The 24355-nt window shown below is 70.3% G+C and carries 27 protein-coding genes; 15 read left to right on the top strand and 12 right to left on the bottom strand.

From position 1 onward, the window contains the following. The first annotated feature begins 146 nt into the window (after window positions 1–146). Window positions 147–1412, top strand: coding sequence for a PLP-dependent aminotransferase family protein (locus VFO26_RS05900; protein WP_325113981.1), 1266 nt, complete (start codon window positions 147–149; stop codon window positions 1410–1412). Between the two features lie 16 nt (window positions 1413–1428). Here VFO26_RS05900 and VFO26_RS05895 read toward each other — a convergent pair whose 3' ends face one another. After that, window positions 1429–1812 carry a VOC family protein gene (locus VFO26_RS05895; protein ID WP_325113980.1) on the bottom strand — a complete coding sequence of 128 codons (384 nt, stop codon included), beginning with the start codon at window positions 1810–1812 and terminating at the stop codon, window positions 1429–1431. A gap of 192 nt (window positions 1813–2004) precedes the next feature. Here VFO26_RS05895 and VFO26_RS05890 point away from each other — a divergent pair, with 192 nt between their 5' ends. Continuing rightward, a complete protein-coding gene (locus VFO26_RS05890) occupies window positions 2005–2745 on the top strand; it encodes a peptidoglycan-binding domain-containing protein (protein WP_325113979.1) in 741 nt (246 codons plus the stop codon). A 464-nt stretch (window positions 2746–3209) separates the two neighbouring features. Then, window positions 3210–3332 (top strand): hypothetical protein, encoded by a 123-nt coding sequence (locus VFO26_RS05885; protein ID WP_325113978.1) that lies wholly within the window; start codon window positions 3210–3212, stop codon window positions 3330–3332. A 394-nt stretch (window positions 3333–3726) separates the two neighbouring features. Here VFO26_RS05885 and rpsR read toward each other — a convergent pair whose 3' ends face one another. Both rpsR and VFO26_RS05875 read right to left on the bottom strand, forming a co-directional pair. Continuing rightward, window positions 3727–4056, bottom strand: coding sequence for a 30S ribosomal protein S18 (gene rpsR / locus VFO26_RS05880; protein WP_349259050.1), 330 nt, complete (start codon window positions 4054–4056; stop codon window positions 3727–3729). A gap of 145 nt (window positions 4057–4201) precedes the next feature. Beyond that, the gene (locus VFO26_RS05875) at window positions 4202–4435 is read right to left on the bottom strand and encodes a hypothetical protein (RefSeq protein ID WP_325113977.1); all 234 of its coding nucleotides are present in this window, start codon (window positions 4433–4435) and stop codon (window positions 4202–4204) included. A gap of 163 nt (window positions 4436–4598) precedes the next feature. Here VFO26_RS05875 and VFO26_RS05870 point away from each other — a divergent pair, with 163 nt between their 5' ends. Beyond that, window positions 4599–4970, top strand: a complete 372-nt coding sequence (locus VFO26_RS05870) for a hypothetical protein (protein WP_325113976.1) — start codon at window positions 4599–4601, stop codon at window positions 4968–4970. A 73-nt stretch (window positions 4971–5043) separates the two neighbouring features. On the opposite strand, the gene VFO26_RS05865 is transcribed toward VFO26_RS05870, so the two are convergent. Beyond that, window positions 5044–5421, bottom strand: coding sequence for a hypothetical protein (locus tag VFO26_RS05865; protein WP_325113975.1), 378 nt, complete (start codon window positions 5419–5421; stop codon window positions 5044–5046). Between the two features lie 313 nt (window positions 5422–5734). Between VFO26_RS05865 and VFO26_RS05860 the strand changes: the two genes are divergently transcribed. After that, on the top strand, window positions 5735–5995 hold the full coding sequence (locus tag VFO26_RS05860; protein WP_325113974.1) for a trypsin-like serine protease: 261 nt from the start codon (window positions 5735–5737) through the stop codon (window positions 5993–5995). Window positions 5996–6019: 24 nt separating this feature from the next. Then, a complete protein-coding gene (locus VFO26_RS05855; protein WP_325113973.1) occupies window positions 6020–6631 on the top strand; it encodes a trypsin-like serine protease in 612 nt (203 codons plus the stop codon). 67 nt (window positions 6632–6698) lie between these two features. Here the strand turns inward: VFO26_RS05855 and VFO26_RS05850 are convergent, their stop codons facing one another. Next, window positions 6699–7115, bottom strand: coding sequence for a cyclic nucleotide-binding domain-containing protein (locus VFO26_RS05850; protein ID WP_325113972.1), 417 nt, complete (start codon window positions 7113–7115; stop codon window positions 6699–6701). A gap of 483 nt (window positions 7116–7598) precedes the next feature. Between VFO26_RS05850 and VFO26_RS05845 the strand changes: the two genes are divergently transcribed. From VFO26_RS05845 to VFO26_RS05835, 3 genes are all read left to right on the top strand, one after another. Continuing rightward, complete coding sequence (locus VFO26_RS05845; RefSeq protein WP_325113971.1) at window positions 7599–8573, top strand: hypothetical protein; 975 nt, start codon at window positions 7599–7601, stop codon at window positions 8571–8573. A gap of 90 nt (window positions 8574–8663) precedes the next feature. Further along, the gene (locus VFO26_RS05840) at window positions 8664–9428 is read left to right on the top strand and encodes an NUDIX hydrolase (protein WP_325113970.1); all 765 of its coding nucleotides are present in this window, start codon (window positions 8664–8666) and stop codon (window positions 9426–9428) included. Beyond that, window positions 9425–10447, top strand: a complete 1023-nt coding sequence (locus VFO26_RS05835) for an NAD(P)-dependent alcohol dehydrogenase (RefSeq protein ID WP_325113969.1) — start codon at window positions 9425–9427, stop codon at window positions 10445–10447. Before VFO26_RS05840 ends, VFO26_RS05835 begins: the two co-directional genes overlap by 4 nt. Here VFO26_RS05835 and VFO26_RS05830 read toward each other — a convergent pair. The 3 genes from VFO26_RS05830 to VFO26_RS05820 form a co-directional block, all read right to left on the bottom strand. Continuing rightward, the gene (locus VFO26_RS05830; RefSeq protein WP_349259052.1) at window positions 10440–11534 is read right to left on the bottom strand and encodes a DNA glycosylase AlkZ-like family protein; all 1095 of its coding nucleotides are present in this window, start codon (window positions 11532–11534) and stop codon (window positions 10440–10442) included. The two genes, VFO26_RS05835 and VFO26_RS05830, sit on opposite strands and share 8 nt — an antisense overlap. 59 nt (window positions 11535–11593) lie before the next feature. Then, entirely contained in the window at window positions 11594–12064 is a 471-nt protein-coding gene (locus VFO26_RS05825; RefSeq protein ID WP_325113967.1) for a hypothetical protein, read from the bottom strand. Between the two features lie 95 nt (window positions 12065–12159). Beyond that, window positions 12160–12882 (bottom strand): GntR family transcriptional regulator, encoded by a 723-nt coding sequence (locus VFO26_RS05820; protein WP_325113966.1) that lies wholly within the window; start codon window positions 12880–12882, stop codon window positions 12160–12162. A gap of 130 nt (window positions 12883–13012) precedes the next feature. On the opposite strand from VFO26_RS05820, the gene VFO26_RS05815 reads away from it, so the two are divergent. From VFO26_RS05815 to VFO26_RS05790, 6 genes are all read left to right on the top strand, one after another. Beyond that, window positions 13013–14611, top strand: coding sequence for an ABC transporter substrate-binding protein (locus tag VFO26_RS05815; RefSeq protein ID WP_325113965.1), 1599 nt, complete (start codon window positions 13013–13015; stop codon window positions 14609–14611). A gap of 22 nt (window positions 14612–14633) precedes the next feature. Further along, window positions 14634–15587 carry an ABC transporter permease gene (locus tag VFO26_RS05810; protein ID WP_325113964.1) on the top strand — a complete coding sequence of 318 codons (954 nt, stop codon included), beginning with the start codon at window positions 14634–14636 and terminating at the stop codon, window positions 15585–15587. Beyond that, window positions 15584–16468, top strand: coding sequence for an ABC transporter permease (locus tag VFO26_RS05805; protein WP_325113962.1), 885 nt, complete (start codon window positions 15584–15586; stop codon window positions 16466–16468). Before VFO26_RS05810 ends, VFO26_RS05805 begins: the two co-directional genes overlap by 4 nt. Continuing rightward, window positions 16468–17445, top strand: coding sequence for an ABC transporter ATP-binding protein (locus VFO26_RS05800; RefSeq protein WP_325113960.1), 978 nt, complete (start codon window positions 16468–16470; stop codon window positions 17443–17445). The genes VFO26_RS05805 and VFO26_RS05800 overlap by 1 nt, the downstream gene beginning before the upstream one ends. Window positions 17446–17578: 133 nt before the next feature. Further along, window positions 17579–18622, top strand: coding sequence for an ABC transporter ATP-binding protein (locus VFO26_RS05795; protein WP_325113959.1), 1044 nt, complete (start codon window positions 17579–17581; stop codon window positions 18620–18622). A 38-nt stretch (window positions 18623–18660) separates the two neighbouring features. Beyond that, complete coding sequence (locus tag VFO26_RS05790; protein ID WP_349259051.1) at window positions 18661–20292, top strand: gamma-glutamyltransferase family protein; 1632 nt, start codon at window positions 18661–18663, stop codon at window positions 20290–20292. Between the two features lie 46 nt (window positions 20293–20338). Here VFO26_RS05790 and VFO26_RS05785 read toward each other — a convergent pair whose 3' ends face one another. From VFO26_RS05785 to VFO26_RS05770, 4 genes are all read right to left on the bottom strand, one after another. After that, window positions 20339–20818, bottom strand: a complete 480-nt coding sequence (locus VFO26_RS05785; RefSeq protein WP_325113956.1) for a hypothetical protein — start codon at window positions 20816–20818, stop codon at window positions 20339–20341. A 186-nt stretch (window positions 20819–21004) separates the two neighbouring features. Further along, window positions 21005–23062 (bottom strand): alpha/beta hydrolase, encoded by a 2058-nt coding sequence (locus tag VFO26_RS05780; RefSeq protein ID WP_325113955.1) that lies wholly within the window; start codon window positions 23060–23062, stop codon window positions 21005–21007. A gap of 227 nt (window positions 23063–23289) precedes the next feature. Continuing rightward, window positions 23290–23517 (bottom strand): hypothetical protein, encoded by a 228-nt coding sequence (locus VFO26_RS05775; RefSeq protein ID WP_325113954.1) that lies wholly within the window; start codon window positions 23515–23517, stop codon window positions 23290–23292. After that, on the bottom strand, window positions 23514–24182 hold the full coding sequence (locus tag VFO26_RS05770; protein ID WP_325113953.1) for a sigma-70 family RNA polymerase sigma factor: 669 nt from the start codon (window positions 24180–24182) through the stop codon (window positions 23514–23516). The genes VFO26_RS05775 and VFO26_RS05770 overlap by 4 nt, the downstream gene beginning before the upstream one ends. Between the last annotated feature and the right edge of the window lie 173 nt (window positions 24183–24355).

The following is a 24355-nucleotide window of genomic DNA, read 5'->3' as shown; positions in this document are numbered from 1 at the left end:
GGCCCCGCCCGTGTTGGTGTGGGACGGGATGGGACGGGTCCGGCGGGGACGGCCTGGGGTACACCCTTGCCCGACTCGACGCCGGCGGGTGGCCCCACGCGGAGTGCCGGGCCGGTTTCGACGCAGTAACGTCGTAGGATGGGAGCGTGACCACGACGCCCGAGCTGGGACGGTGGGACGGCCTGCTCGCTGCGCGCACGCGGGGTGAGGTCGGCGACGGGATCGCATTCGTCCTGGCGTTCCTCGGAGTACCCGACCTGATCTCGTTCGCGGGCGGATTCCCCGACCCGGAGACATTTCCGCGCGAGAGGGTCTCGACGTTGTTCCAGGAGCTTGCGGCCTCGGGCGAGGCGACCGCGTTTCAGTACGCCCCGACGCGCGGCTTGGCCGGGCTACTCGATGCTCTCGCAGGTCGGCTCGAGACCCTGCAGGGCCGCCGTCCCGCAGACGACGAGCTGCTGATCACGAGCGGGGCTATCGAGGCGCTCGAGCTGGTCGCGAAGTCGTTCCTCGACCCCGGCGACGTCGTCGTCGTCGAAGGCCCGACCTACCTCGGCTCGATCCAGGCGTTCCGAGGCTTCGAGGCGACTCTCGTCGTGGTCGGAATGGACGAGCACGGGCTCGACGTGGAAGACCTGCAGCGGCGTCTCGCGGGTGGGCTCCGCCCGAAGCTCGTCTACAGCATCCCCGACCACCAGAACCCTGCCGGCGTCAGCCTCGACGCCGAGCGGCGAACGCTGCTCGTCGAGCTGGCGCAGCACTACGGGTTCCTGATCGTCGAGGATGTCGCGTACCGTGAGCTCTCCTTCTCCGACGGGTCGCTCCCGAGCCTCTGGAGCCTGGCGCCGGACGTCGTCGTGCAGACGGGCACGACTTCGAAGACCTTCTTTCCCGGTGTCCGGCTCGGCTGGGCAGTCGGCCCGGCTGACATCTCCGCTCGGCTTGTCTCCGCCAAGCAGAACACCGACCAGTGCGCGGGCGCGCTCGGACAGCGGCTCTTCGAGGAATCGCTTCGCCGCGGTTGGATCGACGAGCAGCTGGTGCTGTCGCGTGCCCTCTACCGGCGCAAATGCGCGCGCATGCTCGGGGCGCTCGAGCGCTGGATGCCGGACGGAGCTCACTGGACACAGCCGGAAGGCGGCTTCTTCTCCTGGTTGACGCTCCCGGACGGGGCCGACTCGGTAGACGTTGCTCGGCTCGCGGCCGAGCGCGGTGTCGGCATCGTGCCGGGCACGCTGTTCTTCCCGGACGGCCGCGGCGCCGACACGGTGCGGCTCTCCTTCAGCATGGTCGCCGAACCGCAGATCGACGACGGGATCGAGCGGCTCGCCGCACTCCTGGCCACCTCAGCGGCAGAGCGCGCTGGAACCGAGACCATGCGGACACGCATGGATCACGGTTGGTCGTCCTGATTCGGTCCGGGCTGAGCTACGAGAGTCGCGCGTACAGGTTGACGCGGACGCCGTCCGGATCGCCGAGCAGCGCGTAGCGCTGCCCCCAGAAAGCATCCCACGGCTCCTTCTCGCCCTCGAAGCCGGCCGCGACGACTCGCGCGTACATCTCGTCGACTCCGGCAGGGCTCCCGCACTCGAATGCGAGCGAAACCTGGTTTCCGTCCGTGCGCGTCCAGTTGGGAAGAAAGCTCCGGATGACGTCCTCCGTGTCGAACATCAACCGGGTGCCGTTCGGCATGGTCGCTTCGACGTGGCCTTCTGCGGGGTCATCGGAGAACTCGAGTCCGAGCAGCCCGTAGAACTGCATCGATCGGCCGAGATCCGCCACTGCGATGCCGATGGCATTCAGGCCGGCCACATCACAACGCTACACGGTCGAACGTGTCCTTCCGTCGGCGTCCAGGCCCAAGACCGACGGCACGCAGGCCATCCGGGCCGGGTCCCGCCATGTGCACGCGCATACGCGCACGCGGGTCGGTGACAGGCGCTAGCCCTTCGCTCGCGGGCGGGAGGGGCCGTGCTCGCCGGGCAGCCGCCTAGCATTGCTCGTGTGCACGAGACACGCCCCCGCGGTAGCCAGGGCTCGTCGTCGGGCGTAGCCGGGCCGCGGCCACACGAGCAACCGCTCGACGACTGGCTCGGCGACGTCTCGGACGAGGACTGGAGCGAGGATGCAACACGGCGCGCGGAGCGCCGACGCGCCACGAGTGCCGACGGGGAGCTCCCCGTTCCCGCAGACGACCTCGGGCGCGGCCACACCGCCGAGCGGCCCGCGCCGACCCGACCGGTCGCCGCCGCCGAGGCCCACCGCGCGGCCATCGAACGACGGCGGCTCGTCGCCGGGCTCGTGTTGGTGGGGGTGGTCGCACTCGCCGCCGCGATCGCGGTGCTCCTCCTGCGTGGCGGAAGCGGCGGAAGTCAGGCGCAGACGACGCCTGTCGGCGAGCCCACCGTCACGGCGCCCGCACCGACGGAGACCAGTCCGCCGCCGCCCACCACTCCATCGACGACCACGCCGACGACCACGCCATCGACGCCCGGCGCCTCCACCTTCACGCTCCCAGAGGGCACGAAGCTCCAGCGCGGTGAAGAAGGCGATCCCGCGCTCGTCGAACAGCTCCAGCAGGCCCTGTCGAAAGCCGGCTACGACCCCGGTCCGGCCGACGGGAACTTCGGTCGGCTCACTGAAGCGGCCGTCGTCGCATTCCAGGAAGCGAATGGTCTCTCCGTCGACGGTCGGGTCGGACCCGAGACCGCGTCCGCGCTGAACAGCGCCGTCGCGGACGGCTGACGCCTCCCGCCGACGAAGGCCTGGCGAGATGATCAGGCGCTGGCGCGCGGAGCCGCGCACGCCTACCTACTCTCCATCGAGTCCACGGGCGCATGCGGGAACGCGCCGCCGAGTGCCGCCGCCTGCGGCACCGGCAACCGCTCCAGCCGATCGAGGACGGGTGCAGCAGCTGGTGGAGCCCCGCGAAGGCGAGCGCGGATTCCGCCTCGATCCCGACCGAAGCCATCACGCCGCTATGCGGCGCTGACGTTGCCGAGGATGTCGACACGACCTCGCTGCGCTCGCGGGGCGACCACGCGGCCCCTGCCGCCCGAGTCCAGCTGAGTGCTCCTTCGTGTGACCCGGATCCGCGTCAGTCGATGGCGTCGGCACTCGCGAATCCGCTGCTCGCGGCTCGGGCAGCCTGAAGGACGAGCGCCGGGTCTGGCCCCTGACCGTGTCGCCATAGATCGAGCAGCCGATCGGTGAGCAGCGCACGCTTCGAGACGAAGTCGCTCGATGCCAGCGGCGACGGATGGAGCGCAGCCAACGCCATGACGCAGTCTCGGCAGTGCGTCGAGCAGAAGCTGCTGGTCGACGTGCCCTGACGATGGGTACCGAACCCAGTCTCGAGTTCGATGTCCGCGCCGAGCTCGACCTGACAAAACGAGCAGCGCAGCCTCTTGGCGTCCCGGTTGCCCACCGGAGGCGCAGGCCTGTCTCGGTCCAACGCGACCGCCTGCTCTGCAGGTGGTCGTAGAGGCCAAAGCGCTTCGGCCATCGTGCCCTTACCTCCAAAGGTCCGCGGAACGTCTGTGAGAAGGCCGGTTGCGAAGCCCGTCCCCCCGAACGCGCAACCCGAACCTCTCCAACCATAGCTTCGACCCGTGCGGCCGTCCCCGGTCTTTCGACCAGCTCGGGACCACACCCCTGACCGCCTGATGCGACGAATGTGACGAGATCGCGCCGCGGCCGAGCGCCGATCGTCGCGACGCGCGTCCGTCAGCGGCGCTCGCCGGAGCGCGACCGTGAGGGCGGCCCGCCACCCTCCGTCACATACGGGAGCAAAGCCATCTCGCGCGCCCGCTTGATCGCCACCGCGATCTGTCGCTGGTGCCTGCGGCAGGCGCCGCTCATCCGACGTGACCGGATCTTCCCTCGCTCGGAGGTGTATCGGCGCAGCTGCTCGACGTTCTTGTAGTCGACCTCACGCACCTTGTCCTTGCAGAAGAGACACGACTTCCGCCTGAACACCTTCGCCTGGCCTCCGCCAGGACGGGCGGGACGCCCCCCCGGCTCGGTGTCCTTCCGTCGTTTCGACTTCGCGGCCATGCACCGACGGTACAGCAGTGGCGTCGTCGGTGCGGGCCGGGACATCTCCCGCCGGCCTTCCGTTGGCATCCGTTGCGCGACGGCGCAACAACCTCAGCGGTCGCCCATGTTGCTCCGAGCACCCTGCGGCCGCGCGACAGCCGGGTCACGATGAACGCGGAACGGTGCTCTCCGGAGGCTCGAGCTCCTTCGCCGGGCGTGCGACCGAGATCTGGTACTCGATCTCGGCGCCGTCGTCCTCGGCGGGCGTGACGCTCGTCACCTCCCAACCGTGGGCGATGATCTGGCCTTCGAGGGGGCGGACGTAGAGCGTGATGACCTTGGATGTGCCGTCCGGGTAGTGCACGAGCGTCTTGTGTCCGCTGTGAACCGTGGGCATGAAGCACGTTCTACACCCAGGGAACCTCGCGGTCTACGGCGGGCACGTGGTGCTCCGTGGACGCAGCGTGCGACGCGCCCTTGCCATCGTGAGCGCACGCCCTTCATGGCGGGCCACACGTCGACCCTGGCGCCCGCACCCGCAGGAGCGTAGTCTGGATCGCATGATCGGCTGGCTCGCCGCGCTTGCCGCGGTGGTGTTGGCTGCGGCAGCGTCGCTTTCGTCAGCGGCGCAGGGCGCCCCCGGAGACGTCCGCGTCGACGTGCTCTCCGTGACGCCCCGCCCTCCGCGGGCGGCGCAGCCCTTCGAGCTCGTCGCGCGAGTCGAGTTCTCTCCCGCCCCGGGGTCGCTCCGGTGCAGCGTCTGGATCGGAGGCAAGCGGTTCAGGAACATCCGCCTCGTGTGGGAGAGCTCCACCGCACGATGCTTCTTCCGCGTGCCGGCAGGTGCTCGCGGTAAGCGGCTGACCATCGGGCTCGCCGCGACGCAAGGCGGCTCGCTCACGCGCACGACGCTGGCGTTCCGCGTCTCCTGAGCGAGCCGAGAACCACCGCCGGAGTAGTGGAGGTCCCGCCTCCAACGGCGGGACCTCCTCGGCGTGGCCGTGGCTAGGCCTCGTCGCCGTGGTACCCCGGGCCACCGGGGCCGTAGTACGAGCCGAGCCGTCCCCGGTACTCCTCATCCCGGGTCAACGAGTCGTCGAACTCGGGGGCGTTCTTGATCTGATCCTTCGTCCGATTGACGAAGACCTTCTCGTCGTCGTGGTCGACGTCGCGCAGGACCCCGGCCGGAAGCATCACCTTCTTGCCGAAGATCCACGGGCCCGTGTCGACGACGATGTACGACGACCCGACCTCGTAGGTCGCGTCGTCAACCTTGCCGATCGACCCGTCCTTGGCCTCGACGCCGTAGCCGACGACGTTTCGGGGCGAGGCATCGAGGGCGACGCCCTCGCGATATGTCCAGACGTCGATGGTCGAGTGCATGAGTCCTCCCATCGGTTGGTGACATCCCGAGGGAGCTACCCCGCCTTTCCGGCGGCAAACGCCCCTCGCCTCGAGGGCTGTCGCGTCCGAAGTTGTGCACGCGGCGTGGATGAACCGAGCCTCGATCGTGTGTGTCGGAAGGCTGCACGCTCGAGTGGCAACCGTCACGCACGGACGTGCCCGGGCAGTGCGCGCAGCGTTCGCCGCATCGGTCTCTCGGGGTTTGAGGCAGACCGGTCGGGGTAAGCGGTGGCGCCGAAGGGGACGGAGAGCGTCGCGCTCTCGAGCTTTCTACGAGGAGGAGGTAGGTGTCTTGCGCATCAGGCTGTTGTTGGTTGTCGTCGTAGCGCTCATGGCGGTCGCGGGCGGGGCTGTCCCGGCACACGCGATCACCGGAGATTTCGTGGAGGACTTCGAGCACCCGTTCGTCGGCCTCGTCGTCTTCTACGACGAGGAGGGTGAGTTCAGCCACCGCTGTTCGGGTGCCCTCATCTCGCCGAGCGTGTTCCTCACGGCCGGTCACTGCACCGATGGTGCGGCCACCGCCCGCGTCTACTTCCACCAGGGCGCCTGAGCGAACTACGACCCCGTCACGGAGATGGATCCGATCACCGGATATCCGGACACGTGCATCGCAGGAGATCCACTCTGCTACGAGTCGGATGAGCTCTACAACTACGGCTTCGAGGACTTCGCAGGGTTCCCACAAACGCGTGACGTCGGCCTCGTGATACTCGAGGACCCCGTTCCGACCTCGGTGATCTCCGAGTACGGCGTTCTCGCAACGGCGGGGTCGCTGGATCGCATCTCCAGCACCGGTCGCGGCCGGCACGAGGTCACGTTCACGGCGAGCGGCTACGGCCTCAGCGAGAGCAACCCGGTACACGTGGAGTCGTTCCGCGAGCGCCTGATGGCCACCTCGCGACTGACGAATCTCCGCAACTCTCTGACGAGTGGCTTCAACCTCCAGACGAACGGCAACGGCACGGGAAGCGGCGGCACCTGCTCGGGCGACTCGGGTGGCCCGGTCTTCTACGGAGACACGTCGTCGAACGTCATCGTCGCCGTCACCTCGTTCGGACTGAACGCGTGGTGTCGCGGTGTCGACTTCGCCTATCGAACCGACCAGGACGACGTGATCGCCTGGATTCTCGAGCACGCACCTGCAAACGAGCGGGAGGGCATCATCAGCCGCATGGTCGCTCTCTGACCAGCGGGCCGACAGACCGGTGCACGACGAGGGCGCCGGAAGGCGCCCTCGTCGGTTCCTCGACGGTCTAGAGAACCGTGGGCGCCACGCGGTCGGCCAGCGCCTTTCTGATCTTCCGTTGAATCGTGGGCGACGTCTCGAGGAGCTCCGCAAAGCCCTTGCTGGTCACGCGGAGCACGCTGACCGGGGATGTCGTGCGGACGGTCGCTGTCCGTGGCGCGTCCGTGAGAAGCGCGATCTCCCCTACGAAGTCGCCCGGGCCGAGCGTCTTCACACGCCGGTTGCCCTTCCGAACCTCCGCGGTGCCTTCGGCGAGCACGAAGAAGTCGCGGCCTGGTTCCCCCTCGCGGATCAGCACCTTCCCTTCCGGTTCGTCCAGCTGGGTCATGATCCCGGCGACCCGGGCCAGCTCCGGCTGGGAGCAGGTCGCGAACAGCGGGACGCGGGAGATCAGCCCCACCTTCGCGTCGCGACGGAATATCACGCGGTGGAGTCTAGAGGCTCGATGTGGGTGTGGGGCGCGCGCGGTCGGGGCCCGCCGGTGCGACCCCGCCGGGTCGCACGGGATCGCGGGCTTGTGATGCAGGCGTTACAGACGCTGTGCCGCAGGCGACGACGACGGCTGACAGACCGCCTCCTAGGCTCGCCACAAGTCGAAACGACGGGCTGACGCAGACCAACCACCGAGCGAGAGGAACGATCATGCTCCCCGGCGATTTCTACGTCCGACAGATGCTGTGGCGCCACCATGTTCAGGCGCTCTCACCCGACACTCGGGTACCGGCCTGGGAACGTCGCGACACAACGTTGCGCCGCAGTTCGGAGCGAAAACGCGGCGGTCGGCTGCGGCTGCTCGTCGTCCGGCTCCGCCCCGCACACAGCGGGCCCTGACGCCTCGTCGAGTCCTCATGCGGACGGGCCGGCCGAGACGCGGCCGTGACGAGCACCGTGTGCCTACGCTTTGCTCATGGCTCGACTGTTCGGAGCGACCGGTGACGGGATCGCGCGGCTCGAGGAGTCGGGCGGGGCGTGGACCGTCGAGCAGTCGCTCACGGGCACCGGTGCCCAGTGCGTCGCGGTCGACCCGCACGATCCCGACACGGTCTACGCCGGGCTGCGCGAGGGGGGCGTTCGCCGCACGCGCGACGCCGGCAGAAGCTGGGTCGACTGCGCGCTGCCGGAGCCCGGCGTCTTCTCGCTTGCGGTCAGCCCGGCCGACGGGGCGGTCTACGCGGGTACCGAGCCGAGCCGCGTCTTTCGCAGTGACGACGGCGGCGAGAGCTGGCGGGCGCTCGACGCGCTCCTGGATCTTCCGTCACGGCCGACCTGGAGCTTTCCCCCGCGACCGTGGACGTCACACGTGCGCTGGATCGCGCCGAGCCCGCACGACGCCGAGCTCATCCTGGTCGGGATCGAGCTCGGCGGGCTGATGCGCTCGGGCGACGGCGGCGCGAGCTGGCAGGATCACCGCCCCGGAGCGCAGCCGGACGTCCACTCCCTGGCCTGGCATCCGCTGGTCGACGGCCGCGCGTACGAGGCGGCGGGCGGCGGCGCAGCCTTCAGCACCGATGCGGGAGAGACGTGGCAGCCGGCGGACGACGGTCGCGACCACCACTACACCTGGTCGGTCGCGGTCGATCCGGACGATCCCGACTGCTGGTACGTCTCGGCGAGCACCGGCCCCTTCGCCGCTCACGGCGGCGGCGACCCGCAGGCACGGATCTACCGCCGTCGCGACGACGAACCGTGGCGGCCGCTCACCGGCGGGTTGCCCGAGCCGCTGCCGTCCATGCCGTATGCGCTCCTCGCCGCCGACGGTCGGATCTTCGCCGGCCTCGCCGACGGACAGCTCTGGGAAACCCGCGACCGCGGCGACCGTTGGACGGCGCTGCGTCTCGAGGGTGACACCCTGGGCCGGCTCGTCGCACTCGCCCCCGCCTGACGCGGGGACGGAGACGTCGACCGGCGGCTCGCGAGGCTGGCCCACGCATTTTGGTTGACACGACCAAAACCCCGTGCAAGAGTAGTAGTCATGGTGACAAGAACACGGAAGGCGAACGTCCCGCCCGGCTACGACGCGCGCACGTTCCCGGCCTTCGCGGTCACGGTCGACGTGGTCATCCTGACCATGACCGACGGCGTCCTCCACGTTCTCCTCGTTCGACGCGGCCAGGAGCCGTTCAGGGGCATGTGGGCGATTCCCGGCGGGTTCAAGCGCCCCGAGGAGACGCTGGACGAAGCGGCGAGACGCGAGCTCTCCGAGGAGACCGGCGTCGACGTCCCGAGCCTGCTGACCCAGTTCGGGGCATACGGCGATCCGGGCCGCGACCCGCGCATGAACGTCGTCACCGTCGCGTACCTCGCGGTCCTTCGGGACGTCGGAGCAATCGTCGCCGGCACCGACGCAGCGCACGCCGCGCTCGTCTCCGCCGCGGACATCCTCGGGGAGAGGATCGAGCTCGCGTTCGACCACCTGCGAATCGTCCGCGACGCGGTCGAGCGCGTCCGGGTCGAGCTCGAGGTCTCCGGCATCGCGACGGCCTTCGTGGGGACGACCTTCACGATGGCCGAGCTCCGCACGGTGTACGAGGCCGTCTGGGGGGTGCAGCTCGACGCCGCGAACTTCCGCCGCAGCCTTGTCGGCGAGGACGGTTGGGTGATCCCGACCGGCCGCAGGGCGCGACCCGGGCCGGGCGGTGGACGGCCCGCGGAGCTCTACCGCGCGGGCCGTGCCTGGAAGCACGGTGCGCCGATCCATCGCATCCCACCGAACCGACGAGAGGACGTGACGAGATGAGAGCAGTCGTCCACCATCGGTACGGGCCTCCTGAGGTGCTGCGCGTCGCCGAGGTCGAGCGCCCCGTGCCCGACGAGCATCAGGTGCTCGTCCGGGTCCTTGCCTCCACGGTCACCCGCGGCGACGCGATGGGCGTGCGCAGCGCCGACTACCGGTTCACCCGCGTGTTCACCGGTATCCGGCGCCCGAGGAGGACGAGCCTCGGGACCGAGTTCGCGGGACGCGTCGCGGAGGTCGGTGCCGGCGCGACGGAGCTCCAGGTCGGCGACGACGTGTTCGGCGTCCAGGCCGGGGCGAACGCGGAGTACGTCACCGTGCGCGAGAGCGGCGTGATCGCGACCAAGCCGGCAGGGCTCACGTTCGAGCAGGCTGCGGCCGTCCCCGACGGCGCGCTGCTCGCGCTGACCTGCCTGCGGCCCGCGGAGCCGCTCCGCGGGAAGCGGGTCCTCGTCTACGGCGCAGCCGGGTCGGTCGGAACGGCCGCGGTGCAGCTACTCGTCCGCCATTTCGGGGCGGCCGAGGTGACCGCGGTGTGCGACACGAGGGACGTCGAGCTCGTGCGATCGCTCGGCGCGCACCACGTCGTGGATCGACTGCGCGAGGACTTCACGAGGAACGGCAGGACGTACGACGCCGTCTTCGACGCAGTCGGCAAGCACTCGTTCCGCCGCTGCCGAGGCTCGCTCGAGCCAGGCGGGATCTACGTCACCATGGACCTCGGGTTCATGTATCACGTGCCGTTCCTGGCACTCGCGACGCGGCTCGTGGGGAGCAAGCGCGCGAGGCTCGGAATCGGTCGCTATCGCAAGGACGACCTCCACCTCGTCAAGGAGCTTGTCGAGGCGGGCGCGTACCGGCCCGTGATCGACCGGTCGTATGCGCTGGACGAGGTGGTCGAGGCGACCCGCTACGTCGAGAGCGGCCAGAAGACCGGCAACGTCGTGCTCCGCGTGAGCGAGGTCGCACCCGACGCGCGGCGCGAGTCCGCTGCAGCCGGACACAAGACCCGCGTCACGTAGCAACCGGCTCGACCGCATCCAGCTCGAGCCAGGAGGCGAGGTCCTCGAGCTCTGCGTTCACCGCCTTCGTGATCGCGCGGGTGAACCTCACGTCCTGGTGGATCGCGTGCACGCGCAACACCGAGGCCGTGTGGTCGGCGGTGGCGTCGACCTTCCCGACCAGCCGATCGTGGTGGAGGACCGGGAGGGCGAAGTAGCCCCAGCGGCGCTTCGCCGCAGGCTTGTACATCTCGAGGGTGTACTCGAAGTCGAACAGCTCCTGGGCGCGGGCCCGGTCGTGGACGAGCCGGTCGAACGGCGACAGCAGCGCCGTGCGCCCCTCGAAGTCCTCGACGAGGGCTGCGGGGTCGACGCGCCACTCGCCCTTGGTGCCCTCGACCACGGCCGGCTCGCCGGCGTCGCCGACGTGGATCGGCTCCATCGGCATCGCTCTGGCCTTCTGGCGGGCGATCCCGAGCGAGCCGAGGCGGCGCTCGTTCTTCCCCCGGTCGGCCTCCTCGACCGACGGGACGACGACATCGGCCGGGTACACGCGCTCGGCCAGGTCCCACAGTCGCTCCCGCCCGATGCGCCCGGAGATCGCCACTTCGCAGCGCATCATCAGGAACTCCAGCATCTGGGTGACGTTGCGGTTGTTGGTCCACCCGCTCGAGGCCCACGGCACCACACACGTGTCCGGGATGTCGCGTGAGGTCAGCGGGCCGGAGCTGCCGAGCAGATCGAGGATCTCGCGCCTGAAGCGATCGTTGTCGCGCAGCCAGGCACGTGACCGGTCGTAGCTCGGCCGGTCGGCCGCACCGGCCAGGTACAGGCCCAGGTCGCCCATCGGCCGGATCAGGGCGTCGAGCTCGAACAGGGTGCGACCCTGCTCGAGCGCCTGCCGGAGATCCGCGGGCCGGTACGCGGAGCCGAGGCGGCTCCAGGCGACGAGGTCGGCGCTGGGAGCGATGGCCGCGGTCGGGTCGATCTGCAGCAGGGTGAGTCGCTGCACGACGGTCAGCAGGTCGGTCGGCCGGGGAGCGTCGAGGAGCTGCGCCCGCACCGCGATGCGCCGGGCCTGTGCCTTTGTCAGCCGGTGCACGGACAGGAGGCTACGTCAGCGCTGCGAGTCGGCGCCTGTCGTTCCCCTCGACCGCGAACGGGTGACTACAGCGCCTGCGGCACGAGCACGAGGCGTACCGATCCCCGCCGTGCGCCCCGGGCAGGCTCGTACCTGGTGAGCAGGATCTCGTGGGCGGGCGCGACCACCCGCATGTGGATGTGCGGCGAGCCGCCGTCGTACGAGGCCGGGTAGGGGCCCTCGAACCGGAACCGGCCGCTCCGATCGGCGAGCACCGTGGCGCTCGTTGCGCGCACGTACCGGCCCTTCGCGTTCGACTGCCACAGCTCGACCCGCGCGCCGCGGATCGGCTTGCAGTTCAGCGCGGACAGGATCACGCCGCTCAGCACATGGCCCTTGCCGATGCTCGCCCGCACGGGTGGCGAGCCGCGTCCGAAGGGGCCGAAGCCGTCGGACGACGTCGCAGCACACCCGGGCGCTCCGGCTGCCGTCCCGGCGGCAGCGAGCGCGAGCACGCTGACGAGGACCGCGGCGAGGGCTCCACGCAGCCGGCTCATGCGGAAGTGGTACCAGACCCGGTCGCCCACGTCGGTTGCGACCCGGTTACGCGGGATCCGCGAGTCCAGGTGCACTCCGTCGCCCCGCTCGCGGCTCAGTTCCCGCCGTCGCCCTGCTCGAAGCGAAGGGTCACGAGCTCTCCCGAGCGGCGGATGTGCTCGGCCATCTGGCGCCGGGCGTCCGCGCCGTCGCCCGCCTCGATCGCGGCCAGGATCGCGGCATGCTGCTCGACGTTCTCGGCGAGCAGTCGCGAGCTGCCGCTCAGCACGATCGAGGTCAGGTTGCGAGGGAAGTTGAGGTGCAGCTCGACGATCGTCCTGCGCAGGCGCTCGTTCCCCGCCGTGTCGTGCACGGACCGGTGAAAGAGATCGTTGGCCTGCATCCACTCCCGGACGTCGTCGGACCACGGCGTCGCGTCCTCGCGGCGCTCGCGGTGGTCGATGAGCGTCTCGCACGAAATCCGGAAGAGCGCCTCCGCGTCGCGGAGCCCGCGGAGCTGCGGTTCCTGCGCGCGCCCCGCGGCGAGCTCGGCCGCGAGCCCCTCGAGCTCGGCGCGGACCTCGTAGGCCTCGCGGACCTCGCGCACCGTCGGCCGGCGCACCACGGCGCCGCGGTTCGGGTGCATCTCGACGATGCCCGACGCCTGGAGCATCCGCAGCGCCTCCCGCACGGGAGTGCGACTGACGCCGAACTCGCTCGCGAGCGCCTCCTGCCGAAGCCGCGCGCCCGACGGGATCTCGCCGGCCACGACGCGAGTCCCGATCACCTTTGCGAGGCGGTCGACGAGCGCGCGGGCATCCTCGTGCACCACCGTCATGGCCCGCGACGTTAGCAATTGGATCCATTTGACGGTCGACTGGATCCACCCGTAGAGTTGTCGTCTCGGTTTCCCCGTCGGGCTCGTGACCCGTCACGGCCCGTCCGTCCTCCGACCCCAGGGGGCTCCAATGACCGGTTCACTCGCGCGCGGCGCCTGCCTCGTCCTCGCGGCGGCCGCGCTCCTCTCGATTGGCATCTCCGCCGCCGGCGCGGGCGGCACGGCCACGCCGAACGTGAGGAACGGCGGCACTCTCGTCGTCGGCCTCGCCGAGGATCCCGATGCCCTGGACCCGACGCTCGCCCGCACCTTCGTCGGGCGAATGGTGTTTGCGCACATGTGCGAGAAGCTGTACGACCTGAATGCGCGGATGCAGATCGTCCCGCAGCTGGCGGCGGCCATGCCACAGATCTCGCGCGACAAGCTCACGTACACGATCCGGATCCGTTCCGGGATCAAGTTCAACGACGGCACGTCGCTGACGGCGCAGGCCGTCAAGGAGTCGCTCGACCGGCATCGGACGCTCCGGGGCTCGGTGCGCGCGAGCGAGATCTCGCCGATCTCGGCCGTGAACGTGACCGGGCCGCTGACGGTCCAGCTCAAGCTCTCACAGCCGTTCTCGCCCCTCACATCTCAACTCGCCGACCGGGCCGGGATGATCCTCTCGCCCAAGCAGGTCGCGGCGCTCGGCGACCGGTTCGCGACGAGCCCGGTCTGCGTCGGGCCGTTCAAGTTCACCGACCGCGTCGCAGGCGACCGGATCACGCTCACCAAGTCGACGGACTACTACGGCCGTGCGAAGGTGCACCTGAATCAGATCGTCTTCCGGATCATCACCGACCCGGGTGCGCGGGCTCAGAGCCTCCGCGCCGGAGACATCCAGGTGCTCGACCGGATCGCAGCGACCGACGTGGCGGCGATCGAGCGAGACAGGAACCTCAAGATCCTCAAGGTGACCACCATCGGCTACCAGGGGATCACGCTCAACATCGGGAACAAGAACGGCCTCTTGAAGCAGTACGAGAACACCGGCATGCCGCTCGCCAGGTCGCAGTACCTGCGCACGGCCTTCGACCTCGCGCTCGACCGCACCGCGATCAACCGCGTCGTCTTCAACGGCACGAACCTGCCGGACTGCTACCCGCTCTCGCCCGCGAGCCCGTGGTACGCGAAGACGACGAAGGGCCTCGAGTGCAATCTCCGCGGTAACCAGAACATCGCCCGGCAGCTCGTGCAAGCCTCGGGGATGGCAACCCCGATCAAGGTCACGCTGACGATCGGCACCGACCCCGTCGCGGCACGGCTGGGCCAGGTGATCCAGTCGATGGTGCGGCCCGTGGGCTTCGACGTGGAGCTCGCGCCGACGGAGTTCGTGACGGCGCTCAACCGGGCCGACGCGGGCAGGTACGAGGCGTTCCAGGTCGGCTGGTCGGGACGCGTCGACCCGGACGGGAACATCTACGGCTTCGTCCACTCGAAGGGCACGCTCAACAACGCCGGGTTCGTGAGCCCGCAGCTCGACCTCGCCCTCGACAACGCGCGCAAGGCGACGACGGACAAGGCGCGGGAGACGCTCTACTCGGCTGCGATGCGGATCGTGCACCGGCAGCGCCCGCTGATCTACCTGTGGCACCCGGTTCAACGTGACGGTGTCTCGAACCGGGTCGAAGGTGTGCAGATGTACGCCGACGGGCTGGTCCGGGCCTACTTCGCCGGCTTCCGCCGCTAGGTAGAGGGCAGACACCGACGACATGGGCGGCTTCCTCCTCCGCAAGGCGGGAGCCGCCCTCATCGTCATCTTCCTCGCGAGCGTGCTCGTGTTTCTCGGCGTGCGCGCGCTGCCCGGCGATCCCGCGCTCGCGCTCGGAGCGGAGTCCCGCGATCCGGAGGTGCTCGCCGCGGTCAGGGAGAAGTACGGGCTCGATCAGCCCGTGCCGGTGCAGTACGCGAAGTGGGCCTGGAACGCGCTCCAGGGCGATCTCGGCGTCGACTCCCGGCAGCTGCCCGTCTCCGAGACGATCGTCTCGCGGATCCCGGTCACGCTCGAGCTGGCCGTGTTGTCGCTCCTGATCGGGATGGTGATCGGAATCCCCGCCGGCGTGATCGCCGCCGTGCGGCGAGGGAAGGCATCGGACTACGCGTCGACGTCGGTTGCGCTGGTCGGGCTCTCGCTACCCAATTTCTGGTTCGGGCTGATGCTGATCATCGTGTTCGCAGTGAACCTGAACTGGCTCCCGGCGGGCGGCTACGTCCCCTTCTCCGAGGACCCCGTCGAGAACCTGAAGCACATGCTGCTTCCCGCGATCGTGCTCGGCACAGGACTCTCGGCGGTGCTCATGCGCCAGATGCGCTCCTCGATGCTCGACTCGCTGTCAGCCGACTACGTCCGCACCGCGCGCGCGAAGGGACTGTCGGAGCGGCGGGTGGTGGGGGTGCACGCGCTCCGGAACAGCCTGATCACGGTGACGACCGTGATCGGCCTGCAGCTGGGCGCGCTCATCTCCGGCGCCGTGATCACGGAGACGATCTTCGGCATCGCCGGCTTCGGCCGACTGACGGTGGACGCCGTCAACCAGCGCGACTACGCGCTCCTCCAGGGCGTCGTCCTCGTCGCGGCCGTGGGTTACGTCGTCGTGAACTTCGCCGTCGACATCGCCTACTCGCTGCTCAACCCGCGCATCCGCGTCTCGGGACGCCCAGCATGACGGTCGCCGAGGTCGAGGCGACACCCCCCGTCTCTCCGCGCGCCCGCCGCCGCCGTCTGCTCCTGCGGCGCTTCCTGCGGCGGCCGATGGCGGTCGCCGGGCTCGTCGTCGCGGTCGGCTTCGTGCTGATGGCCGTCTTCGCTCCCGTCGTGGCGCCCTACGACCCCAACGCCACCGACTTCGACGCGATCCTCGAGAAGCCGTCCTGGGAGCACCTGCTCGGAACGGACGAGCTCGGCCGGGACGTCTTCTCGCGGATCGTCTTCGGCGCCCGCGCGTCGATCCAGGCAGGCGTCTTCTCGACGCTGCTCGCGATCGCGATCGCAGTGCCGATCGGCCTCGCCGCCGGGTACTACCGCGGCTGGATCGATCCCGTCATCTCGCGTGTCACGGACGTGCTGCTCGCGTTCCCGTTCCTGATCCTCGCCGTCGGGCTGGCCGCGATCCTGGGGCCGTCGCTCCTGAACGCGACCATCGCGCTCGGGCTCGCGGCCGTCCCGGGGCTGGTCAGGGTGGCACGCGGAGAGGCGCTCGCGCTCCGCGAGGAGGACTACGTGCGCGCCGCGGTCGCCAACGGCGCCGGCGACGCTCGCATTCTCGGCCGCCACATCGTTCCCAACATGACCGGAACGCTGATCGTCCAGGCAACGGTGACCATCCCCGCGGCGATCATCGGCGAGGCCGCCCTCTCGTTCCTCGGCCTCGGCGTCCAGCCGCCGACGCCCTCGTGGGGCGTCATGCTCGCCGACGCGCAGTCGTACCTGAGCGACGCGCCTCGCCTGGCCCTCTATCCCGGGCTGGCGATCTTCTTCTGCTCGCTCTCGTTCAACCTGCTGGGCGACGGCCTGCGCGACGTCCTCGACCCGAAGACGCAGCGCTAGTGGAGCCTCTTCTCGACGTGCGCGACCTGTCGGTGCGCTTCGACACCGACGACGGGACCGTGCACGCGGTCGACCGGCTCAGCTTCGACCTGCGGCCGGGCGAGGTGCTCGGTGTCGTCGGGGAGTCGGGCTGCGGCAAGTCCGTGACCATGATGTCCATCCTCGGCCTGCTGCCCGAGACGGCGACCGTGTCGGGCACGGCGAGGTTCGGCGGAATGGACCTCCTCGCCGCGCGCGCACCCGAGCTTCGGCGCGTTCGGGGACGCCAGATCTCCGTCGTCTTCCAGGAGCCCATGACCTCGCTCAACCCGGTGTTCACGGTCGGCCGTCAGGTGGGCGAGGTGCTCCAGCGGCACCTCGGGCTCTCGCGCGCAGCCGCACGCACGCGGGCGATCGAGCTGCTCGACCTCGTGCACATCCCCGCGGCCGCGCGTCGGGTCGACGAGTACCCCCACCAGCTCTCCGGCGGGATGCGCCAGCGGGTGATGATCGCGATGGCGATCGCGTGCGATCCCAAGATCGTGATCGCCGACGAGCCGACGACCGCCCTCGACGTGACCATCCAGGCTGGCATCCTCGACCTGATGCGTGAGCTCCGGGAACGCCTCCAGACCGCGATCGTGCTGATCACGCACAACCTGGGCGTCGTCGCCGACCTCGCCGACCGGGTGGTCGTCATGTACGCGGGCCGGAAGGTCGAGGAGGCGCCCGTGCACGAGCTGTTCGCGCGGCCGCAGCACCAGTACACGATCGGCCTGCTCGACGCGATCCCGCGTCGAGGCGCCGGCGACGCGAACGGGAGGCTGAGAGAGATCCCGGGACGCGTGCCCTCGCTCGCCCGGGTCCCCGAGGCGTGCGCGTTCGCGCCACGCTGCCCGCGCGCCGACGACCCCTGCGTCAGGGCGCTGCCACGGCTGGTGCGCTTCAGCCCCGGTCACGTCGCAGCCTGCGTCCATCCCGGGCGGGAGGCGGCGTGAGCGACGCTCGCCTTCGGCTCGCATGCGTGGGGGAAACCACGTTTCCCCGACGCGCCCGCTTCTTCCGGAGAGCCCGGCGAACCTCCCGGTTCCCCACACCCCTCCCCGCTCATGCGCCAACCGAGGTCGGCCCATGAGCCTCGACGGCGGCCTCGCCCCTGCTCTCGAGGTCGAGGATCTCGTCAAGCGCTTCCCCGCCGGCAACCGCATGCTGGGCGGGGACGGGGTCGTGCACGCGGTCGAGGGGGTCTCCTTCGCGATCGCGCCCGGCGAGCTGCTCGGGCTCGTGGGTGAGTCGGGAAGCGGCAAGACGACCGTGGCGAACTGCGTGCTGCGGCTCGTGGAGCCGACCTCGGGGACGATCCGCCTCAGAGGCGTCGACATCACGCGGCTCTCCCGGCGGCAGCTCCGGCCGCACCGGCGCCACCTGCACATGGTCTTCCAGGATCCCTACTCGTCGCTCAACCCCCGGCTGACCACGGGGCAGATCGTCGCGGAGCCGTTGCGGCTGCACGGCCTCGCACGGGGGAAGGCGCTGGACGGGAAGATCGCCGCGCTGTTCGACCTCGTGGGCCTGCGGCCGGAGCTGCGGTTCCGCTATCCGCACGAGCTCTCCGGGGGGCAGCGCCAGCGTGTCGGGCTCGCGCGGGCGCTCTCCGTCGAGCCGAGCGTGCTGGTCGCGGACGAGCCGGTGTCGGCGCTGGACGTCTCGGTGCAGGCCGCGATCCTCAACCTGCTGCGGGACCTGCAGGCGTCGATGGGCTTCTCCTGCCTGTTCATCACCCACGACCTGGCCACCGTCGAGTACCTCTGCGACCGTGTGGCGGTGATGTACCTCGGCAAGATCGTGGAGACGGCGCCGACGCACGAGCTGTTCGACTCGCCGAAGCACCCGTACACGCAGGCGCTCCTCTCGGCCGCGGTGACACCGGACCCGGAGCAGCAGCGAGGGCGGCGCCGGATCGTCCTCACCGGGGAGATCCCGAGCCCGCTCGATCCTCCGTCGGGCTGCGCCTTCCGCACCCGCTGCCCGCTCGCGCACCGCTCCGCGCCGCGGTCGGTGGACGAGGAGCCCGTTCTGCGCGACGTCGGTCGCGGGCACCTGGTCGCCTGTCACCTCGTCGGCCCGGGCGGCGAGGCGCCGCGACTCGCGGACGAGCGGCTGGGGGTGGCGTGAGCTTCACGACGCGGCCGGAGCTCCGCGGGACGTTCGGCATGGCGGCGTCGACCCACTGGCTCGCCTCCGCGGCGGGGATGTCGGTGCTCGAGCGGGGAGGGAACGCCTTCGACGCCGCCGTCGCGGCCGGATTCACCCTGCAGGTCGTGGAGCCGCACCTGAACGGGCCGGGAGGAGAGGTACCCGCTGTCTTCTGGTCGGCGGAGCGCGCCGAGCCGCTCGTGCTCTGCGGCCAAGGCGTCGCTCCGGCCGCAGCAACGATCGAGCGCTTCCGCTCGCTCGGACACGACCTGATCCCGGGCACCGGCGTCCTCGCCGCCTGCGTGCCGGGAGCCTTCGGGGGCTGGCTGCTGCTGCTGCGCGACTTCGGCACCTGGCGGCTCGAGGACGTGCTCGCCTTCGCGATCGGCTACGCGGACGACGGCTACCCCGTCGTCGAGGGCATGCGCCTGGTGATCGAGCGCGAGACGGAGCTCCTCGAGAGCTGGCCTGCGTCGCGGAAGCTGTATCTCCCGCCACCCGACGTGGGGACGCGCTTCCGAAACGCTGCGCTCGCGGCCACGTACCGCCGGATCGTCGACGAGGCGCGCGGCGGCGCCCGCGAGGACGAGATCGAGCGTGCGCGGCGCATCTTCTACGAGGGCTTCGTGGCCGAGGAGATCCACCGTTTCTGCGAGGCGGAGGGCGGGCTCCTGACCGGCGACGACCTCGCCTCCTGGAAGGCGACGCTGGAGCCGCCCGCGAGCCACGACTACCGCGGGATCACCGTGTGCAAGACGCGGCCGTGGGGCTCGGGGCCCGTGGCGCTGCAGCAGCTGGCGCTGCTCGAGGGCTTCGACCTCGCTGCCCTCTCGGAGGTTGAGCTGGTCCACGTGGTGACCGAGTGCGCGAAGCTCGGCTTCGCCGACCGCGACGCGTTGTACGGCGACACCGAGGTCCCGCTCGACACGCTGCTCTCCCGCGACTACAACGACGCGCGGCGGGCGCTCGTGTCGGACGACGCCTCGACCGCGTACGAACCGGGCCTGGGGAGGCTGCCGGGCCTCGTCGTAGCCGGCCCGACGGCCGGCTCCGGTGAGCCGACCCGCGGGGACACGGTTCACCTCGACGTGGTCGACCGGTGGGGGAACATGGTGTCGGCGACGCCCAGCGGCGGCTGGCTGCAGAGCTCGCCGGTGATCGGAGCGCTCGGCTGGCCCCTCGGCACGCGGGCGCAGATGTTCTGGCTGGAGGACGGCCTGCCCTCGTCGCTCAGGCCGGGCGCCCGCCCCCGGACGACGCTCTCACCCGGTCTGGCATTGCGCCGGGGGGAGCCCTGGCTCGCCTGGGGCACGCCAGGCGGCGACCAGCAGGAGCAGTGGGCGCTGCACGTCTTCCTCCGCCACGTCGACCGCGGGATGAACCTGCAGGAGGCGATCGACGCGCCCGACTTCCACACCGACCACCTGATCTCGTCGTTCTACCCGCGCGGCTTCGAGGAGCGCTCGCTCTCGGTCGAGGGCCGGTTCGGCGAGAGCGCGATCGATGACCTGCGCCGTCGCGGTCACGAGGTGACCGTCTGGCCGGACTGGTCGCTGGGCCGCGTCACCGCGGTCGGCCGGGAGCCCGACGGGATGCTGAAGGCCGGCGCCAACCCGCGCGGCCAGCAGGGCTACGCGGTCGGCCGCTGAAACCGCGTGGTCGGCGACAGGACCTCGAGGCGGATTCGACCGCGGGTCAACTCGTCCGCGTCGACTCCATGATCCAGTTCGTCTCCCACGTCGCTCCGCCGTCGAGCGAGAACGCCTGCTCCCAGTGGGCGGAGCTCGGCGTGATCGCCGACCACACGTAGACGACGCGGATCGGACGGCCGTCGTAGACGTCGTCGGCGTAGAACTCGCCTCGATCGCCGTCGAGCCTGCCTACCTGAGGCACGTCCAGCGGGCCACCGCGACTGCTCGCCCAGTAGAGCAGCCACTCGTCGTTGTCGGGATCGTAGAGCCGCAGGGTCAGACCGAAGATGCCCTCGGTCGGTGCCTCGTACTCGTCGAAGTTGGCGTTCCCGTCGAGGACCATCCTGGCCCGCGAGATCGCCTCGAACTCGTACCACTCCGTGGAGCCGGCGAGCGGCTTGCGGAGACGCCGGTTGTGGATCGCCCAGGTACCGACGTAGAAGTCGAAGTCGTGTACATGCGTCGTCCGTTGCGTCGTGCTCATCCCGTCCCTCCGCACGCGGTTGACGTCGCCGAGGCTAGACGGCCAATAGGGCCGGACACGTCCGCAATCGAGGCATAGCCCATACAGGCACGAAGCCAGAGGCGGAAGAACGTCGTAGCCCGGGACCTTGTCGGCAACCCGGGCTTCGAAGGCGTGGGGTCCAACGACCAGAGCTGTCGGGAGCGCCTACGGCCCCGTGCGGGGAGACGCACCCGCCGGGGCCGCGCCGCGTGAGATCACGTCGCTTTCACCCGCGGGGCGGCTGGCGATCGACCGCTCCCATGCCAGATCGAGGACGATGAGCACGAGGTTCGCGCCGACGGTGGCACCGACCATCGTGGTGATCAGCGCCAGGAACCCCTCCGTGGCGTTGAACCCGAGCCACCCACCGACGAGGGCCCCCGCGACCGCCGCCGCGAACCCCGTGGCGTTCGCCCGGGCGGACAGCTCGCGGTTCACCCAGGCGAGGTACACACCGAGCCCGATGGGGATCCCGACCGAAAGAGCGGCGAGCAGCTCGTCGTCGACAGGGACGCCTGGCATCGTCGTCAAGACGATCAGAGCCCCGAGGCACCAGCCGCCGAGACCGAGGACGACAGGGTAGACGGAGCGCAGCACCACGCTCGCCTTGCGTCCGAAGCCGCCGACAACGAGCACGCGAAGCGGCATCCAGAGGAGCGAGAGCGCGGCCAGCCCCGCGAGCCCGAGCATCACCCCGAGGACGATCTTCGCGATCGCGCCGTGGCCCATGCTGGGCGTGAAGTCGACGGAGTTGTGCGTGTAGAGCCTCGTGTCGACGCGCCCGCTGTCGAAGAAGGTGTTGATCAGGCGCGTGCTCGCGGCCGGCTGGTAGGTCCAGAAGTCGTTCGTGTGGCCCAGATCGCGCACGACGACCTCGTGGCCGTTCGGCAGATGGGGGAGCAACTCGCGGGTCGCCCACTGCGGCGGCGTCGCGAAGTCGAGGTTGCCACCGACGAGGAGCGTCTCGACGTTCGAGTCGCGAACGTGCGTGTACTCGTTCTCGTCAGGGTTGGCCGGCCACGCGTCGAGGAGCCTCCCGCCGGCCCAGACCAGGTCGGTGCCGGGAGTCCCGATGAGCGAGTTGCGGTCGGCGTCGGTCGCGAAGATGCGGCGGGCATGCGCTGCGTCGCTCCTGGCGACCGCGGCGACATCGCCCCAGAGCTGCTCGCTCGGGAAGGCGACCTGCGCCAGCAGCGACATGAGCCAGGCACCGCCGGCCTCACCCTTGTCGGCGGACAGAAGCGTGTCGATCGTCCACGGCGCGGCCAGCGGCCCGGCGCCGTCGGTGGTCGCGGCCATCAGGCCGAAGAACGCACCTGCCTTGACGTTGCCGTCCCTGATCGGCAGGAACCACCAGCGATCCGGGATGCGCCGGTAGGCCGACCGGAGCGAGGCCGCGAGGTCAGGCGTACGGCTTTCGCAGGACAAGTCCTCCGCGCAGAGGGCGGCGTAGCGGCGGATCTGCTCGTCGGTCGTCTTCGCGTCCCAGACGAAGTGACCGGGCGGGTTCACCCCGATCATCACCGACCGGTGGACGCTCCTCGGGTAGCGCCAGGAGTAGATCATCGCAGTGCGTGTCCCGGCGCTTTCGCTCAGGAGGTCGATGCGGCCGTAGCCGAGCGCCTTGCGGGCGGCCTCGAGATCGTCGACCCGCTGCGGCAGGCTGTAGCCGGCGAGATCGACGCCGTCGTCCGTCAGTCGGTGCGCGCAGGCGCGGAAAGCGTCGGCGCGCGCGCGGAACGACTTCTCGCCGAGAAGGTCGGTCGAGCGCTTCATCGCCGATTCGACCTCCGGACAGTCGAGCACGGAGGAACCGTCCATCCCGCGGTAGCCGACAAGGACGACGTCGTGGTCGTCGGCGAACCGGCTCGCGTTCTCGAACTGCATGTTCGTCAGGCCGGGACCGCCTTCGAGGCGGAAGATCGCCTCTTTCGGATGCGCGGACCTGGCGCGGATCCGTGTCACGGGGAGCGCGATCAGTCGCGAATCGGCCCTGTGCCTGTTCTCGGACACGACGAGCGTGCCGCAGTCTGCTTCGTAGCTGCCCTTCTCGGTGGCGTAGTCGCAGTCCTCGAGGCGGAGGTCTCCGGCCATCGCGCCGGCCGGCACGGAGACCCGGTCGTCGGGTGCGAACCGGAGGTACGCGAGCCCCATGACCGCGAGCGCGATGAGCGCGAGGGAGACGATACGCGCGGCGCTGACGGGCGTTGTCGCGGCTTTCATGTCGCTTCCTTTCGTGGTCGAGTCCATGCCACGACGCTACGAGCGCGCCAGCGCCACGACGTCGTCGGAAAGCCGTGTCCGGGCTCGCACCCGGCGACGATCTCGCGTCCTCCTCAGGTAGGAGACGCCAACTCGCCCGCCCTTGCGTTCGCGGGCAGGGGTCAGAGGACGGATCGTTGGTGGCCACGCCCGTGGGTGGACGGCAAGAGCGCCAGAGGCGCGATCCGTCAGGAAGCGTGGCTGTGGCCGCGGGCGAGCGCGACCAGGCCTCTGTGGTCCTCGGCGCAGGCGGGGCAGTTGCGCAGGTGCGCCGCGACTCCGGGGAACAGGTCGACGACGTTTCGACCGGCGAGCTCCGCCTCGACGTACTCCGCGAGGAGCGCGAAGCCCCCCTCGCACCCGGCGTCCTCGTCGGGTGCACCCAGCAGCCGCTCCAGCGGATCCCGTTCGCTCATCTCGCCTTCACCTCGTCCAGATGACCCTCGCGCTCGAGACGCCGACGGAGCTTCTGTCGTGCGTCGTACAGCACCTTGTAGACGGCGCCGCGAGTCGTGCGCAACTGCCCGGCGACGACATCGATCTCGACCCCGTTGAGCGCGACGGCGACGAAGACGTCGCGTTGCCGCGGCGAGAGCTCTTCGGCAACCGCGCGGCGCAGGGCGTCCAGGAGCTCGGCCGACTCGAGACGGGCCTGGGCGGCGGTCGCGCCGGCGGCCAGCCGATCCCAGGTGGCGTCGTCGTCCGCGGTGGGGATGTTTCCGCCAGACCAGGCGTGCCTGCGGAGCCTCACCGAGATCTCCATGACCGCGAACCCGTAGGCCCACGTGGTGAAGCGGCTGGCACCGAGGAAGCCGTCGAGCTTTCGCGTCACCGCGACCACCGCGTCGTCGGCGGCCTGCCTGCACAGATCGTCGAGCTCCGCGCCCTCGATCTCCGGGTACCGGTGCCGGCGGCGGCCGGCCTCCGCGAAGGCGGCTCGGAGCAGGAGATCGTGGAGGCGCTCGAGCGCCGCGTCACGTTCGGCGCCCGTCGCTCGTAGACCGTCGATCCAGGCGCGCGACTCGAGGTCGAGGGGCCCCGGCGCGGTGCCGGGAGCGGTGTGCATGCGCTTCGATCCCACCGGCGGGCGCAGCCTAGCCCGCCCGCCGTCGGGATCGTCGGGAGGAGGATTGGGCGGAGAGCCGTCACGCCGCGTGAGCGTCCGCCGGCAGGGAGTTCTTTCGGCCGCGACGTAAGAACCGTGCCCGACCTGACGCAGACGGGCCGTCACCGTCAATTTGCGACATCGAAAGG

The organism is Gaiella sp., assembly GCF_035710885.1.
Taxonomy (GTDB): Bacteria; Actinomycetota; Thermoleophilia; order Gaiellales; family Gaiellaceae; genus Gaiella.
This window is presented reverse-complemented; position numbering and strand designations above follow the sequence as displayed.